We start from the raw sequence: 14,293 nt of genomic DNA, 5'->3' as shown, positions 1-14,293 counted from the left end.
GGGAAAGAAAGGCTCAACGGCAAGCCGTCAGAGCGGTAGTTAGGGCGACCCAAACGGGTTGCCCCGGGGAATGTAAAGGAAGTTTGCGCGCTTTGTAAAGCGATCTTGCGCAACGCCTCCATGACTGCAGGTAGCCAAGCCCCAAAACCGCTGCTAGGAGTCGCTTGTCACGCCTTCAGCGCCATGCGTCTTCCCCTGCTGCTGCTTGCTGCCGGTCTCCTGCTAGCGGGCTGCCAAGGAGGGGAACGCCGCGATAACGAAGCGCAGATCGAACGTCTGAATCGGCTGGAACTGCGCCTTCAGCAGCTGGAGCAACGGCAAGCCAACCCTGGAGGGGCGGACACCAGTGATCCCACCGGCAAAGCCCCGGCCGGGCCGGTCAAGTCCTTGACCTTCCGGACCGACAGCGCCGATGACCGCCTCAGGATCTACTGGGCAGACGGCAGCACCAGCGATCTGCCCTGCACCAAGGAGCAGGGCACCTGGGCCTGCGGCTAGGCCGCCATCAGGGCCTGCAGGGCCTCAAGCCAGGCCCCCTCGCTCGCCCAACGTTCCCGGCGACAGAGGCTGAAGGCGATGCCCTTCTCGCCGTAAGCCGCCTCATTAATAAAGACAGGCCAATGGGCCTCGGCAGGAAAACCAAGGGTCTGCGGGTCGAAGCGCCATTCGGCCGGGCAGTCCTCGCCGCCGGGCTGCCAAAAGAGGGCCTGCCCGACTTGCAGCGGCCTCCAGTCCTGACGTTCGAGGGCCGGGTGCACACAGGCGATGGCCTCGCCGGCCGAGTCCCGGGGCAAATCGACACTGCCGCAATGGCGATAGACCTGAAGGCCCGCGGGCAGGCGCAGCTCCCCGGCGGCCGCCTCGGCCAAGACCGCGAAGACCGCCTCGAGCGCCAGCTGGGTTTGGCGCAGGATTGGCGCACTGAGTAGCCCTTGGGCCACAGGCCCCACCTCGATCACCAGGCCGCAGGGCCAACGCTCCACCAAAAAACCCGTCTGGGCAGCATCGGCCTCGTGCAGATAGATCGGTAGCCCCAGCCGAGCCTGAACACCAGCCGCCAGGGCGAGATCGGCGGGGCGGCGTCCATAGACAACCAGTGAATTGCCCATGCCGCTGGTGGTGCTGTGCAGGTCAATCGCGACCGCACAGGGATTCGCGCCCGTTGGGGCGAACTGGGCCAGCAGCTCCCGGGCGCGCTGCAGCTCCAAGGGCTGCTGGGTGAGATCGGCCAGCAGATCGGGGGAAAAACAGCGGTTGAGATCGCGATCGATGTAACGGCGATTGGCCGCATGGGCCGCCGGATTACCGAGGACCAACTGCACAGGCAGCCCAGCGCAGTCGAGGTCCCGGGGCTCCCTGCGCCAACGCTCGAGCAAGGCCGGAGCGTTGCGCTCATTGCCGTGGGTCCCCGCCACAACCAACACCTGAGCCCGCCCCATGCCCTTTGCTCCAGCCCGCAGCTGAGTCAGCCTGGCAGAAGTCTTCTAAACGTCCATGGCCATCCCCCCCTGCCGTGGTGACAGCCGCCCGCAACGGCTGGCAGTGGCAGTGGCAGCAACTGATGGGGGGCCTCGGACCCGCCGATGCCGAGGGGAACTACACCCGCCCCGCCGGAGCCTTTGTCGCCAAACCAGCGCTGCCCCCATCGGCCGGTGAGGCGGGGGCCCACGTGCTGATCGTGGGACGGAGCTGCCCTTGGGCCCACCGGGCTTGGCTCGTCTGGCAGCTGCGGCAACTGCACCAGAGCATTGAGCTGCTGGTGGTGGAGCCCGATCCCAAGGCAGGCCGCTGGCGCTTCAGCGAGCCCTTCCGTGGCTGCCAGACCCTGCAGGAGCTCTACCGAGCCGCTGGGGCAGACCCCAACCAGCGGGCCACCGTTCCGGTCCTGGTGGACAGCCGCTCAGGAGGCGTGGTGGTGGGCGAAAGCGCTCGCCTGATGGAACTGCTGAACAGCTGGCCAGCAGCGCAGGACGCCCTCGACCTGGAACCCGCCAACCAGGCTCAGGCCATCGCGCACTGGCGCGAGCGCCTGCAATACAGCGTCAATGACGGGGTCTATCGCTGCGGATTTGCCCGCAACCAAGCGGCCTACGACCGGGCCGAATCAGCACTCTTTGAGACCTTGAGGGAAGCGGAATCGCTCCTGGCTGACGCCGGCACCTCGCCCTGGCTCTGCGGAGAGAGACCCAGCCTGGCTGATGTTCAGCTCTTCCCCACCTTGATCCGTCTGGAGCTGGTCTACGCCCCCCTGTTTGGGGTCAGCCGTCAGCCGCTCTGGCAACTCCCTGGGCTCTGGGCCTGGAGACAGCGCTTCTTCGCGCTGCCTGGCGTGGCCGAAACCTGCTGCGATCAGGCCTGGCGCAAGGACTACTTCGGCGCCCTGTTTCCCCTCCATCCTTCGGGGATCGTGCCCGCGGGCCCCGCCCTGGCCACACTGGTGTCAGGAACCGTCTCAGCATGAGCGCCGCCGCCGATCCGGTCTTTGAGGGTGTCTATGGCACCTACAGCATCACGGACACGGACCGGCGCGAGGTCCTGGGGTACCGGCTGGCCCTCTTCACGGCGGCGGTGGCCCAGGCCGCACTGCTGATCCAATGGCAGCAGCTCGGTGGAGCGTGGATCTGGCCCTGGCTACTGCCTTTGGCCGCAGGGGTTGGCCTGGCCCTGCGTTGGATTCACATCTATCTGCGCCCCCTGCACCGCGCCCTGCAATGGTTCTGGCTGGCGGGATGCCTGGGCTTCCTCGCCCTGCTGATCAGCGCCGGTCCCCAAGGAATGGCCGGCGCACTCAGCACAGACAGCCGCTGGATCTGGGCCGTGGGTCCCTTCTTCGCCGCCCTGGCGGGGATCGGCTTCAAGGAGTTTTTCTGCTTCCGCCGCCCCGAAGCCATTGGCGTGACCCTGCTGCTGCCTCTGGCGCTGCTCGGACGCCTCAGCCATCTGCTCAGCCCAGAAGCCACGGCGACCCTGCTGACCATCGAGGCGGTGCTACTGCTGGTGCTGACCCTGCGGAAATTCCCGATGGATGCCGCGGCCGACGTGGGCGATAAGAGCGTGTTTGCTTATCTGGAAGCGCAGCGACAGCCCCCCAACTTGTGAGCCTGATCAGCCTGGTGGATGTCCGCAAGGACTTCGGCATCCGCACCCTCTTCGACGGGCTGACCCTGCACATCGGTGAACGCGAGCGCCTGGGGCTAATCGGACCCAACGGCGCCGGGAAGTCCACCTTGATGCGAGTCCTGGCGGGACTCGAGCCCACTGGGAGTGGCAACCGCCGGGTCCTGCCCCAGGCCCGCATCGTCCTGGTGAGCCAGGAGCCGGAGATGGATCCGCAGCGGACCGTGCTCGAGCAGGTCTTTGCTGAGAGCGGCGAGAAGATGCAGCTGCTGCGCCGCTACACCGAGGTCAGCGAGGCCCTCGCCGCGGCCCATGAGCGGGGCGACGACGATGCCGCCCTGCTGGCGGAGCTGGGCCAACTGAATGGACGGATGGACCAAAGCCAAGCCTGGGGCTTGGAGCAGCAAATCCGCGAAGTTCTGCAGCGGCTGGGCATCGGCGACACCCAACGCCGGGTCGGGGATCTCTCCGGCGGCTACCGCAAGCGCCTAGCCCTGGCGGCCGCCCTGGTGGCCGACCCGGATGTCCTGCTTTTGGACGAGCCCACCAACCATCTCGATGCCGACTGCATCCAGTGGCTCCAGGGCTATCTGCAGCGTTTCAGCGGGTCCCTGGTGCTGATCACCCACGACCGCTACGTCCTCGATCAGGTCACCAACCGAATCGTGGAGGTGGACCGCGGCGAGGCCCGCAACTACAGCGGGAACTACGCCTATTACCTCGCCCGCAAAGCCGAAGAGGAGGCAGCGGCTGCCGCCAGCGAAGCCAAATTCAAGGGAGTGCTGCGGCGTGAGCTGGAGTGGCTCAAGCAGGGCCCCAAAGCGCGAAGCACCAAACAAAAGGCGCGCATCCAGCGGATCGAGGCCATGCAGGAGGCCCCCAAGCGCCAGGGGAAAGGGGACCTGAGCCTGACCAGCAACCAGCGGCGCCTCGGGAAGCGAGCGATCGAAGCCGAGGCGGTGCTGGTCTGGGCCAGCGAGGAGGGCCAAAACAGCGGCCAGACGCCGCTGTTGCGCGACTTCAGCTATGACTTCAGCCCGGAGGATCGGATCGGGATCATCGGGCCGAATGGCTCCGGCAAATCAACCCTGCTGGATCTGATTGCCGGTCGACGCGTCCCCCAGGGCGGACGGGTTGAGCTGGGATCAACCGTGAAGCTCGCCTACTTCGACCAGCACAGCCACACCGTGCTCGATCAGACCGATGCCGCCGGCCGGGAGCGCAAGGTGATCGACATCGTCAAGGAGGCCGCCAGCACTGTCGAGATCGAGGGCTCCACCCTCAGTGCCTCCCAGCTGCTGGAGCGATTTCTGTTTCCTCCGGCGCAGCAACACCAGCCCGTCAGCAAGCTCTCCGGCGGGGAGCGGCGGCGACTGCATCTCTGCCGCCTCCTGATTGAGGCGCCCAACGTGCTGCTGCTCGATGAGCCGACGAACGATCTCGACGTCCAGACCCTGACGGTTCTCGAGGATTTCCTAGAGGACTTCCGCGGTTGTGTCGTCGTGGTCTCCCACGACCGCTACTTCCTCGACCGCACCGTCGATCGCCTCTTCAGCTTCGAGGACGGCCAACTCCAGCGCTTTGAAGGGAACTACAGCAGTTATCTCGAGCGGCAGGCCGCCAGCCGCCCAGCCCCAGCCGCTCCGAGCAGTCCAGCAGAGAAGAAAGCCAAGGAGGCCCCCGCCAAACCGGCCAAGGCCCGGCGGCGCAGCTTCAAGGAAAACCGTGAACTCGAGCAACTGGACGCCAACCTTCCCCTTTGGGAGGCACGCAAGGAGGAACTCGAAGCACTCATGGCGGCAGGAGGCAGCGATTACGCCGCCCTCGAGACCCAGAGCGCAGAACTCTCGAACCTGCTTGAGCAGATCGCCGCTGGGGAAGAGCGCTGGCTCGAGCTCAGCGAGATGCCGAGCTAGGGGCACTGCTGCGCCGGCGGCGATGGGCGTGGGGGGGGAGGTCCGCTGCGCGGCGGGATGGTCTGGCGCTGAGCTCGCACTGCATCACCGGAGTGTCCTGCCCCAGCCAAGGTTGTTGGCGGGCGCGACCCGATTGAGCTTCCGCCTCCTTCATCGCCGTTGGCTTGTAGTCGCTCAGGCTGCGCTGAAGGGCCATCTCATCGCCCATGTGCCGCAGGTAGAGATCCAAGGTCCACTGGATCTGGTTGTGTTCAAAGGCCTCGCAGGCCGCCTGCAGGGACTGAAAACGCTGACTGACCAAGCCGGTCGGAGAGCACTGCTTCCACTCCAGGGTGTCTTCAAAGCTCAGCCCATCACGCCACTGCCTCTGCTCAGACAGATAGCAGTGATGGTCTGGGCCATTGATCCAGAACAAACGACCGGACTCATCCATGAAGTGACGATCGTGTCGCTGCGTGATTCGCGCCATCTGGAAGCCCATCACTAGCCCTCTGCTAGCCAGAGTCCTGCGATCGGACCGCGAAGAAAACAGAAAGCCGAAATCAGAACCCGATCACAATTGGCTCCGCATCCGCCAGACACCCCGTATGGTGTGCAGCGACGTCGAGCAGCCTGATCTCTCCGGCCTCATTGCATGAACACGATCGACGAGCACATCGCTAAGGACAAGTCCGAGATCGAAGCGGCCAAAGCTGCTGGTGATCAAGGCAAAGTGCGCCACCTTGAGGACGAAGTGAAAGGCCTCGAGGAGTACAAGGCCCACCACCCCGAGGACAAAAAAGACCCCTCCCCGATGGAGGTCTACTGCGACCTGAATCCCGACGCCCCTGAGTGCCTCGTCTACGACGACTGAGTCTCTAAGCGTTCAGCAGTGAGCCGGTGGAACTTCGTTTCTCTGGCTCACACCCCCAGCTCTTTCCAGACCTTGGCCAAGAGCTGATCCAAATTTTTTGATGTCGCTGCTGAGATATCCAGCACGGGTTGGCCGCAGTGGTCGCTGACCTGTTGGATCCTCTCTTCGAGCTCATCCTCGAGCAACAACTCGGTTTTGTTGAGGGCGACCAGACAGGGCCGCTCGTCCAAGCCATTGCCATAGGCGGCCAGCTCCTGCTGCACCACCTGGAAATCGTGCAGGACGTCCTCTGAGCTCGCATCCACAAGGTGGATCAGGAGACGGGTGCGCTGGATATGACGCAGGAAGTCATGGCCCAGTCCCGCCCCCTGGGCTGCCCCGGCGATCAAGCCAGGGATATCAGCAAAGACCGTGCCATCCCCGCTGGGGCGGCGCACCACCCCCAAGTTGGGAACCAGGGTTGTGAAGGGGTAGTCGGCAATTTTGGGCCGGGCTGAAGAGAGCACCGAAATCAGGGTGCTTTTGCCGGCATTCGGCAAACCGATGATCCCCACTTCGGCCAAGAGCTTGAGCTCGAGCTGCAGCAACCACTCCTCGCCGTCGCGTCCCTCGGTGAACTTCTCAGGGGCGCGGTTGCGGTTGCTCAGGTAGTGGGCGTTGCCCAGGCCACCACGGCCTCCGACGGCCACGAGCAAGCGCTGGTCCTTCTCCGTGAGGTCCCCCAGAAGGATGTGGGTTCGGGCATCTCGGACCTCCGTTCCGCAGGGCACCTTGATGACCAGGGGAGAACCGCTGGCTCCAGTGGCCTTGTTCGGCCCACCGCGACGACCGTCATCGGCGGCAAAGAGCCGCTTGTATTTGAAGTCCAGCAGGGTTTGGAGGTTGGGGTCGGCCTCGAGCCAGACATCACCACCACGACCGCCATCCCCACCGGAGGGACCACCGGCAGGGACGTACTTCTCACGGCGAAAAGCGGCAATCCCATCGCCGCCGCGTCCTGCCTGCAGTGAGATCCGGGCCTGATCAATGAATTGCATTTGACCAACCCTAAGATCGGGCCGCCGTGAGGCCGGTTCTTGGCAGAGGTTCGCTTCCAGCAGGTCAGCAAGACCTACCCACCGCGGCGGGGCAGTGCAGCGGTTGAGGTCCTACGGCAGCTGGATCTCTCCATCCGTGATGGCGAGTTCTTAGTTCTCGTCGGACCCTCCGGCTGCGGCAAAAGCACGCTGCTGCGCCTCCTGGCCGGACTGGAGAGCCCAAGCGGCGGTGAAATCATCGTGGGCGGTCGCCGGGTGACCCATCTGCGCCCCTCCCAACGGGATGTGGCGATGGTCTTCCAGAGCTACGCCCTCTATCCCCACCTTAGCGTGGCGGACAACATTGGCTTTGGCCTGCGCCGGCAGCGCCACCGCACGGGCCTTCAGCAACTTCAAGACGGCATCCATCGGGCGGGACGGAGCCTGCCCCAGGCGCTACGGATTCCCTCCAGCCGAGAGCAGCGCATCGAAGCACGCATCCAAGAGGTCGCGAGCACCCTGGAGCTGGAGCATCTGCTGGAGCGGATGCCCAAGGAACTCTCCGGCGGGCAAAAACAACGGGTCGCCCTGGGTCGTGCCATCGCCCGTCAACCGTCCGTCTTCCTGATGGATGAACCCCTGAGCAACCTGGATGCCAAGTTGCGAACGGGAACCCGCGCCCAGATCGTCGAGCTTCAGCGCCGTCTGGGCACCACGACGGTCTACGTAACCCACGACCAGGTGGAAGCGATGACCATGGGCCATCGGATCGCCGTCTTGAACCGCGGTTGCCTGCAACAGCTCGGGACACCCGCGGAGCTCTATCAATGGCCCAGCAACCTCTTTGTGGCGCAATTCATCGGTAGCCCCGCCATGAACCTGCTGCCCGTCAACGTTGCCGGCAAGGGTCAGCTGCAGCTGGGGAGCCGGCGTTTTCTCCCGGGAGGTCCCAGCGGGGATGCCCTCCTGCACTGGCAGGAGGCTGGGGGCAGCGAAGCCCTCACGGGAGGCCTGCGGGCGGAACACCTGCACTTGGCTCCGGCCACCAACCGCAATCTGCCGGCGGAGGTCTGCCATGTGGAGGGCCTCGGCAATGAACAACTGCTCACCTGCCGCTTGCAGGAGGGAAGCCACCTGGTTCAGCTCAGGGCCGATCCCAGCGAGCAGCTGACCCCAGGGGAAACGGTCCACCTGGACATCGATCCGAAGGGCTGGCGGTTCTTTGACGCCGACGGAGAAGCGATCCCTCCGGCACCCGAGCCAATCGCCCCGACAGCCAGCGGTCCAGAACCGGTACTGCCATCGCTGGGCTAACCCCTCACTTCACCCAGATCACGCTGCAGCCTTGGCCGCCATCCCCCTGGGCGGCGTCCGTAACCCGCTCCACATAGGGAACGCTGGAGAGCCACTCCCTCAGTCCGCGTTTGAGCTTGCCGGTGCCGATTCCGTGGATCACCCAAACCGGACCGTTGGCTCCGCGCAGGTGTTCTTCCACGGCGGACTCGGCTTCATGCACCCGCATGCCCCGGACATCGATGGTGTTGCGCTCCGTGCGCACCTCAGGACCTCGACTGGCGGGATTGCGGCGACTGCGGATCGAGACCTGGGCTTGCGGCGGCTCGGGCTTCTCGCCCTGAAGTCCCTCAATGGCGGAGAGCTCCAGGTTCAGGCGCATCACCCCGCAGCGGACACTGAGCTCCCGGCCGTCTTCACTGAGGGAGAGGACCTCACCTGCCTTGCCGAGGGAGAGGACCCGCACGCGATCGCCAACCTTGGGGAGCCAACCCTTGTGGTCACGGCGCTCCGGCAGGGGGCGATGCTGTTGCTCCAGCTGCTTCAGCTGCTGCCCTGCCCGGCGAGCTGATTCACCCAGTTCACTGCTGCCTGTGCCGCGGCCGTGGCGGAGACGTCGAATGATGCGGCGCACCTCCTTTTGGCCATCACGGATCGAGCGCTCCAGTTGCTCGCGGCGCTGCTCCTGCAGCTCAGCGCTCTGCTCCTTCTGCTGCTGCCAGCGCATGAGGAGCTCCTCATGCAAGAGCTCGGTTCTCGCCAGCAGGGCAGCCGCTTCCTCGGCCGCCTCCTGTTGCCGTTGACGTTGGCTCTCCAGCCCCGCAATCACTTGATTGAGTTCCCCTTCTCCCCGGGGAGCCAGCAGGGCCTGGGCCGCATCAAGGACCGCGCCGTCCAAACCCAGTCGGGTGGCGATGGCCAGGGCATTACTGCGGCCAGGGATGCCCCACTGCAGGTGATAGGTCGGCGAGAGGCTCTCGACGTCGAAGGCGACGGAGGCATTCTCAAAGCGCGGGTCGTCGTACTTCAGGGCTTTCAGCTCCCCGAAGTGGGTCGTGGCAATGGTCAAACGCGCCCGATCCGCCAACTGCTTCAGCAGGGCGATGGCCAGCGCCGTCCCCTCGGTGGGATCGGTGCCGGCACCCACCTCATCGAGAAGCACCAATTGAGCTCCGGCCTGGGTCGCCAGATCGCTACCGGCGGCAGGCAGGGCCTCCAGGATTCGCGCAATCCGGCGCACATGACCACTGAAGGTCGAGAGGTTCTGCTGGAGGGACTGCTCATCGCCAATGTCAGCGAGGACCTGCTGACACCAGGGCACATGCGGCGACCCTTTGCAGGGCACAAACAAGCCCGCCCGGGCCATGAGAACCGCCAGGCCAACGCTTTTGAGGGTCACCGTTTTGCCGCCGGTGTTCGGGCCGGTGATCGCCACCACCCGCAGGCTGCTCTCCACGCGGATGGTCACGGGAACGACCGTTCGGCCTCCCTGGCGACGTTCTTGCCAGAGCAAGAGCGGATGCCGCAGCCCCTCCAGCTGTAGCGGCGCCAGGGGATCGGCCTCCAGCTCGGGGCGCACAGCTCCCAGCCAAGCGCTGTATCGGGCGCGAGCCAGGGCGAGATCCAGCTGAATCAGGACCTGCTGCAGGTGCTCGAGCGCCGGCTGCTCTTCTCCCACCAGTGCGCTGAGCTCTTGGAGCACCGCCCGCTCCGCCTCGCGCTCCTCGCCTTCCAGCTGCCGGATCCGGTTGCCCAGGGGGATCACCGCCTGGGGCTCGATAAAGACGGTGCTGCCGGAGGCGGAGCTGTCGTGAACCAGGCCCGGCAACTGACTGCCGGCGCCCGCCTTCACCGCCAAGACCGGCCGGCCATTGCGCTCGGCGACCACCGTGTCTTGAAGGAGCGCGGCGTAACGACGAATCAGCTCATTCAGACGATCGCGGCGTTCCATCCGCACGGAAGCGAGCTGACGACGCAAGCCCGAGAGCGGAGGGCTGGCGCGATCCGCCACACGCCCCCCGTCCTCAATGCAAAAGCGCAGGCGCTGCTCCAGCTCCGGCAGGGTGCGTAGTGGCTCGACCAGGGCGGTCGTCACCGGCCGCAGCTCGGGATAGTCGATCTGCCGGCGCAGGCGCCGGGCCGCAGCCAAGGTTGTGGCCACGGACAAGAGGTCATCACCGCTGGCCACCCCTCCTTTGGCACAGAGCTGGAGGGTGTGATCCAGATCAGCAGCCCCCTGAAAGCTCAGCCCCCCTTCGATCAGGCCATCCAGCGCCAGCAGCTCGGTCGTCTCCGCCAGCCAGTCCACGCTCTGCTGACGGGTCGTGGCCAGGGGCAACCGCGCCGCCACGACGCGACCGGCGGCGGTGCTGGCGAAGCTGGAGACGTGTTGGGCCAGCCGCGGCCACTCCAGTAGTTCCAGGGCCTCCTGTTGGATGGGCGCGTGCAGCTCAGCCGTCACGAGTAGGTCAGAGGTATCGGCTCGGCTCCGATATTGGAGGGCAGCCCGCCGGCGGGCTCATAGAGCATCTCCAACCAGTTCCCTTCCGGATCCTGCATATAGAAGGAGGCCGTGCCGTCACGGTGGTCATGCACCGGACCGCAGGAGTGCCCTTTGGCCAGCAGCTGCTCCCGCACCTGATCCACTTCAGCGCGGTTCTGGACGTGAAAGGCGAAGTGGGGGCCTGCAGCCTTGTAGTCAGGGCTGAGAAGAGCAATGCCTTCACCAGTCGGCCACTGGACATAGCACCAGTCCGCGGCTTCCCAGGTCAGCCGCAAGCCCAAATCGAGATAGAAACGCTTGGCCCGCTCCATGTCCTGCACCCGCAGGGCGACATGGCCAAGGCGATGGTTGCAGGACATGGGGCTCAAGGCGACCAACCCATTGTGAGATGGCCGCTGTCTCAACCGTTGAGAAGTCGGCCTCAGCCCTGGCGCAGCCATTCGGCTGCATCACAGGCGTGATAGGTGAGGATCAAATCCGCACCAGCACGCTTGAAGCAGAGGAGGGTTTCAAGCACCACAGCCCGCTCGTCAATCCAACCCTTTTCAGCGGCCGCCTTGACCATGGCGTACTCACCACTGACGTTGTAGGCCGCGATCGGCAGCTCACTCTCCTCACGGAGGCGGTGAATGATGTCGAGGTAAGCCAGACCGGGCTTGACCATCATGATGTCGGCCCCCTCTTGCTCATCGAGCTGGGCCTCGGTGATGGCCTCGCGGGCGTTGGCCGGATCCATCTGGTAGGTGGACTTGTCCTTCGGGATGGGCTTGCTGGCCACCGCACGAGGGGCGGAATCCAGTGCTTCACGGAAGGGGCCGTAGTAGGCCGAGGCGTATTTCGCCGTATAGCTAATGATGCCGACGTGCTCGAAGCCTTCCTCATCGAGCGCTTCGCGGATGGCACCAACGCGGCCATCCATCATGTCGCTGGGGCCGATCAGATCCGCACCGGCACGGGCCTGGGCAACGGCCTGCTTACACAGCAGGGCAACGGTTTCATCGTTGAGCACAACCCCTTCGCCACTGACGATTCCGTCATGGCCATCGCAGGAGTAGGGGTCCAGGGCGACGTCCGTCATGATCGCCATCTCGGGGTGCACCTCCTTGAGGCGGCGGATCGCCCGTGGGATCAGGCCACCTTCGTTGAAGCACTCCGCACCGTCTTCGGTCTTCAGGCCATCGGCCACCTTCGGGAAGAGGACCACGCAACGGATCCCCAGGTCCCAGGCACGACCGACTTCCTGCACGAGCCCATCCAGGCTCCAGCGCTGACAGCCGGGCATCGCCCCGATCGGCTCGTTGCTGGCCCCCTCGTGGACAAAGAGGGGATAGATGAAGTCCGCGGGACTCAGGGAGGTCTCCCGCACCATCGCCCGCAGGGCAGGGGAACGGCGCAGGCGGCGGGGGCGGTAGGTGAGCTCCATCGGGGGCTGGCTCAGCGAACTCGAGATGGGGCGGATCCTACGGAGCCCTCACCTGCAGGTCAGGTTTCGTTCCCGCCAAACATGTCGTCGTAGCCCTGGTACGGGTCAAATTCCGACCAGCCAGGGCTGGCTTCATTGAAGAGGCCGTAACGGGCCGCCTCGTCATCCATCAGCGTGTTCCCCGTCGGCTGGGTGTTGCAGGTCACTCCCCCATCCGGCGTGGGCTGGCAATCGTCAAAGACCACACCCGCCCGGGCCGAAACCGGAACGCAACAGCAGCTCACAACGAGCAGAGCGCCTGAGAGGATGGGCGCCGCTTTCGCCCTGGCCGCGATGTACACCGACTGGACCGCCATTGCCCTGCTGCTGCTGACTGCAGCACCCCTGTTGGCCGTGGTCGCAACGACGGCTTTCTTCATCTGGCGGCAGAAGACGAAGCGCTGATCAACAGGATGGTGCCCTGACCCACGCATTGCAAGCAGGTGCGGTAGCCGGCCGTTTGCGTGCGCTGGATGCCGCTCCCTCCACACCTGGGACAAGGCTTTGCACCCTCATTGATGGCTGTGTTCCCCTGCTCCTCGGGCCTGGCCATGGGCCGCTCCTGGTGATGGCCTCACTTTGTTCACAGCCAGGGGGTTTGATCCCGAAGGGATTGTTAAGCCTTGCTCAACTGCTGCCGCAAGGTCCCGAGCTGGCACTGCTGCAACAGCTCCTGGGCGCTGAGACAGGACCCTTCCGGCACCAGCTCTAAGGAGGCGGCTAAGCGACCAATCGCCGCCTCAGGCAGAACGCCCTGCTCCCGCCAAACCGCAAGGCCCATGCCGCCATCGCGTTTGGACAGGCGCTGGCCCTGATCATCCATCCAGAGGGGCAGGTGCCAGTAACGCGGCGGCTCCACGCCCAGGTGCTGAAGGACCGCCACCTGTGGTCCGGTGGCCGGCCAGAGGTCCAAGCCCCGCACCACATCACAGATGCCAAGTGCCCACTCATCGACCGCGGTCGCCAGGTGATAGGCCAGGAAACCATCGGCCCGGCGCAGCACCACATCACCGACCTCCGTCGGTCCGTCGAGGCACCCCTCAGGACCCAACTGTTCTGGCCAACGAAGGGGGCCCGGCTCCAGCCGCAGCCGCCAACTGGGCAGGCGCTGATCCTCTAGACCCCAACGGGGAGTGAGTGGCCGGCAAAAACCGGGATAGACCCCCGATCGGCCATGGGGGGCCGAGACGTCAGCCAACATCCGACGGCTGCAGCGGCAGGGATAGAGCTGGCCGCTACGCCGCAAGGCCGAGAGGACCGTGGCGTAGAGACCGCGGCGCTCGCTCTGGCGCAGCACCGGTCCATCCCAATGCAAACCCAGCCAGCGCAGGTCCTCTCGAATACTGGCCTCCGCCCCTGCTCGATTGCGGGGCGTATCGAGATCGTCAATCCGCAGCAACCACTCGCCGCCCTGCAGCCGGGTGATCAACCAGGAGAGCAAGGCCGTGCGGAGGTTGCCCAGATGCAGTGGCCCCGTCGGGGACGGCGCATAGCGACCCCGGCGAGCCGTTTCCTTCAGATCGGCGACCTCGCGCCGTAATGCTCTGAGATGAGAGGGCAGCAAGGTAGACATCGATCAACCGCAAGGCCCGCAACACGCAAAAGGGCGACCCGAAGGTCGCCCTCTGCTCAACACCGTGAATAGGCGCGGCGTGATCAGCCCTGAACGCGATCCTTGAAGAGCTTGCCTGCGGTGAATGCAGGGACGCGCTTCGCGGGGATCTTGATCTTCTGGCCGGTCTTGGGGTTCAGGCCTTGACGGGCAGAGCGCTCGCGGGGCTCGAAGGAGCCGAAGCCAAGGATCGACACTTTCTTACCTTCGACAACCGAATCAATGATGGTGTCGATGGCCGCGTCGACCACCTGGGCCACGTCGGTCTTGGTCAACTCGGTGCGAGCAGCCACGAGATTGACGAGGTCAGCTTTGTTCATCGGAGTGGAAGCCTCTGGGCTCAGTAGCAGCAGGGCGGAGTGAGAAAACCCCGCCACCACTGGTTTCAGCGCGCCAATGGTATGGGGGTTGGCAAGGGGCGGCAACCTCAAAACCCCTTTTCCCATGCCGTTTTTGCCACATTTGCTGCCGAAATCGGCCCTTTCGCACTGTTTTGTGCCCCTACGAGCCGATCCCTAGAT

General features: G+C 65.1%; 16 protein-coding genes. 7 read left to right on the top strand and 9 right to left on the bottom strand.

Going from position 1 to position 14,293, the window contains the following annotated elements:
* The first annotated feature begins 183 nt into the window (after positions 1-183).
* Complete coding sequence (locus tag CB0205_RS0105305) at positions 184-498, top strand: hypothetical protein (protein ID WP_010315191.1); 315 nt, start codon at positions 184-186, stop codon at positions 496-498.
* Here the strand turns inward: CB0205_RS0105305 and CB0205_RS0105300 are convergent.
* Positions 495-1,439 (bottom strand): aspartoacylase, encoded by a 945-nt coding sequence (locus tag CB0205_RS0105300; RefSeq protein ID WP_010315190.1) that lies wholly within the window; start codon positions 1,437-1,439, stop codon positions 495-497. The two genes, CB0205_RS0105305 and CB0205_RS0105300, sit on opposite strands and share 4 nt — an antisense overlap.
* Before the next feature lie 74 nt (positions 1,440-1,513).
* On the opposite strand from CB0205_RS0105300, the gene CB0205_RS0105295 reads away from it, so the two are divergent.
* Genes CB0205_RS0105295 through CB0205_RS0105285 form a run of 3 tightly spaced genes read left to right on the top strand, consistent with a single transcriptional unit; the run spans position 1,514 to position 5,033 of the window.
* Complete coding sequence (locus CB0205_RS0105295) at positions 1,514-2,461, top strand: glutathione-dependent reductase (RefSeq protein WP_010315189.1); 948 nt, start codon at positions 1,514-1,516, stop codon at positions 2,459-2,461.
* A complete protein-coding gene (locus CB0205_RS0105290; RefSeq protein WP_010315187.1) occupies positions 2,458-3,099 on the top strand; it encodes a DUF2301 domain-containing membrane protein in 642 nt (213 codons plus the stop codon). Before CB0205_RS0105295 ends, CB0205_RS0105290 begins: the two co-directional genes overlap by 4 nt.
* Positions 3,096-5,033, top strand: coding sequence for an ABC-F family ATP-binding cassette domain-containing protein (locus CB0205_RS0105285; RefSeq protein ID WP_010315186.1), 1,938 nt, complete (start codon positions 3,096-3,098; stop codon positions 5,031-5,033). Before CB0205_RS0105290 ends, CB0205_RS0105285 begins: the two co-directional genes overlap by 4 nt.
* Here CB0205_RS0105285 and CB0205_RS0105280 read toward each other — a convergent pair.
* On the bottom strand, positions 5,014-5,502 hold the full coding sequence (locus CB0205_RS0105280; RefSeq protein ID WP_043705509.1) for a hypothetical protein: 489 nt from the start codon (positions 5,500-5,502) through the stop codon (positions 5,014-5,016). The two genes, CB0205_RS0105285 and CB0205_RS0105280, sit on opposite strands and share 20 nt — an antisense overlap.
* 165 nt (positions 5,503-5,667) lie before the next feature.
* Between CB0205_RS0105280 and CB0205_RS0105275 the strand changes: the two genes are divergently transcribed.
* Positions 5,668-5,886 (top strand): Calvin cycle protein CP12, encoded by a 219-nt coding sequence (locus CB0205_RS0105275; RefSeq protein ID WP_010315181.1) that lies wholly within the window; start codon positions 5,668-5,670, stop codon positions 5,884-5,886.
* A gap of 47 nt (positions 5,887-5,933) precedes the next feature.
* On the opposite strand, the gene cgtA is transcribed toward CB0205_RS0105275, so the two are convergent.
* Positions 5,934-6,923 carry an Obg family GTPase CgtA gene (gene cgtA, locus CB0205_RS0105270; RefSeq protein ID WP_010315178.1) on the bottom strand — a complete coding sequence of 330 codons (990 nt, stop codon included), beginning with the start codon at positions 6,921-6,923 and terminating at the stop codon, positions 5,934-5,936.
* Between the two features lie 39 nt (positions 6,924-6,962).
* On the opposite strand from cgtA, the gene CB0205_RS0105265 reads away from it, so the two are divergent.
* Complete coding sequence (locus CB0205_RS0105265; RefSeq protein WP_010315176.1) at positions 6,963-8,216, top strand: ABC transporter ATP-binding protein; 1,254 nt, start codon at positions 6,963-6,965, stop codon at positions 8,214-8,216.
* Positions 8,217-8,220: 4 nt separating this feature from the next.
* Here the strand turns inward: CB0205_RS0105265 and CB0205_RS0105260 are convergent, their stop codons facing one another.
* The 4 genes from CB0205_RS0105260 to CB0205_RS0105245 all read right to left on the bottom strand — a co-directional run bounded on the left by CB0205_RS0105260 (position 8,221) and on the right by CB0205_RS0105245 (position 12,405).
* Positions 8,221-10,656, bottom strand: a complete 2,436-nt coding sequence (locus CB0205_RS0105260) for an endonuclease MutS2 (protein WP_010315174.1) — start codon at positions 10,654-10,656, stop codon at positions 8,221-8,223.
* Positions 10,653-11,057 carry a VOC family protein gene (locus CB0205_RS0105255; protein WP_010315173.1) on the bottom strand — a complete coding sequence of 135 codons (405 nt, stop codon included), beginning with the start codon at positions 11,055-11,057 and terminating at the stop codon, positions 10,653-10,655. Before CB0205_RS0105255 ends, CB0205_RS0105260 begins: the two co-directional genes overlap by 4 nt.
* Before the next feature lie 62 nt (positions 11,058-11,119).
* Positions 11,120-12,121 (bottom strand): porphobilinogen synthase, encoded by a 1,002-nt coding sequence (gene hemB, locus CB0205_RS0105250; protein WP_010315171.1) that lies wholly within the window; start codon positions 12,119-12,121, stop codon positions 11,120-11,122.
* A 59-nt stretch (positions 12,122-12,180) separates the two neighbouring features.
* Positions 12,181-12,405: a hypothetical protein gene (locus CB0205_RS0105245; protein ID WP_010315169.1), complete on the bottom strand. Its 225-nt coding sequence runs from the start codon at positions 12,403-12,405 to the stop codon at positions 12,181-12,183.
* A gap of 22 nt (positions 12,406-12,427) precedes the next feature.
* On the opposite strand from CB0205_RS0105245, the gene CB0205_RS16285 reads away from it, so the two are divergent.
* Positions 12,428-12,565 carry a hypothetical protein gene (locus tag CB0205_RS16285; RefSeq protein ID WP_010315168.1) on the top strand — a complete coding sequence of 46 codons (138 nt, stop codon included), beginning with the start codon at positions 12,428-12,430 and terminating at the stop codon, positions 12,563-12,565.
* Positions 12,566-12,776: 211 nt separating this feature from the next.
* Here the strand turns inward: CB0205_RS16285 and gluQRS are convergent, their stop codons facing one another.
* Both gluQRS and CB0205_RS0105230 read right to left on the bottom strand, forming a co-directional pair.
* Positions 12,777-13,733 (bottom strand): tRNA glutamyl-Q(34) synthetase GluQRS, encoded by a 957-nt coding sequence (gene gluQRS / locus CB0205_RS0105235; protein WP_029626130.1) that lies wholly within the window; start codon positions 13,731-13,733, stop codon positions 12,777-12,779.
* Positions 13,734-13,816: 83 nt separating this feature from the next.
* Positions 13,817-14,092 carry an HU family DNA-binding protein gene (locus tag CB0205_RS0105230; protein WP_010315164.1) on the bottom strand — a complete coding sequence of 92 codons (276 nt, stop codon included), beginning with the start codon at positions 14,090-14,092 and terminating at the stop codon, positions 13,817-13,819.
* Positions 14,093-14,293 lie beyond the last annotated feature (201 nt).

The sequence above is a fragment of the Synechococcus sp. CB0205 genome (assembly GCF_000179255.1).
Classification (GTDB): domain Bacteria; phylum Cyanobacteriota; class Cyanobacteriia; order PCC-6307; family Cyanobiaceae; genus Vulcanococcus.
The sequence above is the reverse complement of the archived record's forward strand: the minus strand, read 5'-3'. Positions and strand labels throughout refer to the sequence as shown.

Bases quoted from the DNA above. Each gene is read 5' to 3' on its own strand.
- CB0205_RS0105305 (WP_010315191.1), top strand. From the start codon at position 184: ATGCGTCTTCCCCTGCTGCTGCTTGCTGCCGGTCTCCTGCTAGCGGGC.
- CB0205_RS0105300 (WP_010315190.1), bottom strand. From the start codon at position 1,439: ATGGGGCGGGCTCAGGTGTTGGTTGTGGCGGGGACCCACGGCAATGAG.
- CB0205_RS0105290 (WP_010315187.1), top strand. From the start codon at position 2,458: ATGAGCGCCGCCGCCGATCCGGTCTTTGAGGGTGTCTATGGCACCTAC.
- CB0205_RS0105280 (WP_043705509.1), bottom strand. From the start codon at position 5,502: ATGGCGCGAATCACGCAGCGACACGATCGTCACTTCATGGATGAGTCC.
- CB0205_RS0105275 (WP_010315181.1), top strand. From the start codon at position 5,668: ATGAACACGATCGACGAGCACATCGCTAAGGACAAGTCCGAGATCGAA.
- cgtA (WP_010315178.1), bottom strand. From the start codon at position 6,923: ATGCAATTCATTGATCAGGCCCGGATCTCACTGCAGGCAGGACGCGGC.
- CB0205_RS0105255 (WP_010315173.1), bottom strand. From the start codon at position 11,057: ATGTCCTGCAACCATCGCCTTGGCCATGTCGCCCTGCGGGTGCAGGAC.
- hemB (WP_010315171.1), bottom strand. From the start codon at position 12,121: ATGGAGCTCACCTACCGCCCCCGCCGCCTGCGCCGTTCCCCTGCCCTG.
- CB0205_RS16285 (WP_010315168.1), top strand. From the start codon at position 12,428: ATGGGCGCCGCTTTCGCCCTGGCCGCGATGTACACCGACTGGACCGCC.
- gluQRS (WP_029626130.1), bottom strand. From the start codon at position 13,733: ATGTCTACCTTGCTGCCCTCTCATCTCAGAGCATTACGGCGCGAGGTC.
- CB0205_RS0105230 (WP_010315164.1), bottom strand. From the start codon at position 14,092: ATGAACAAAGCTGACCTCGTCAATCTCGTGGCTGCTCGCACCGAGTTG.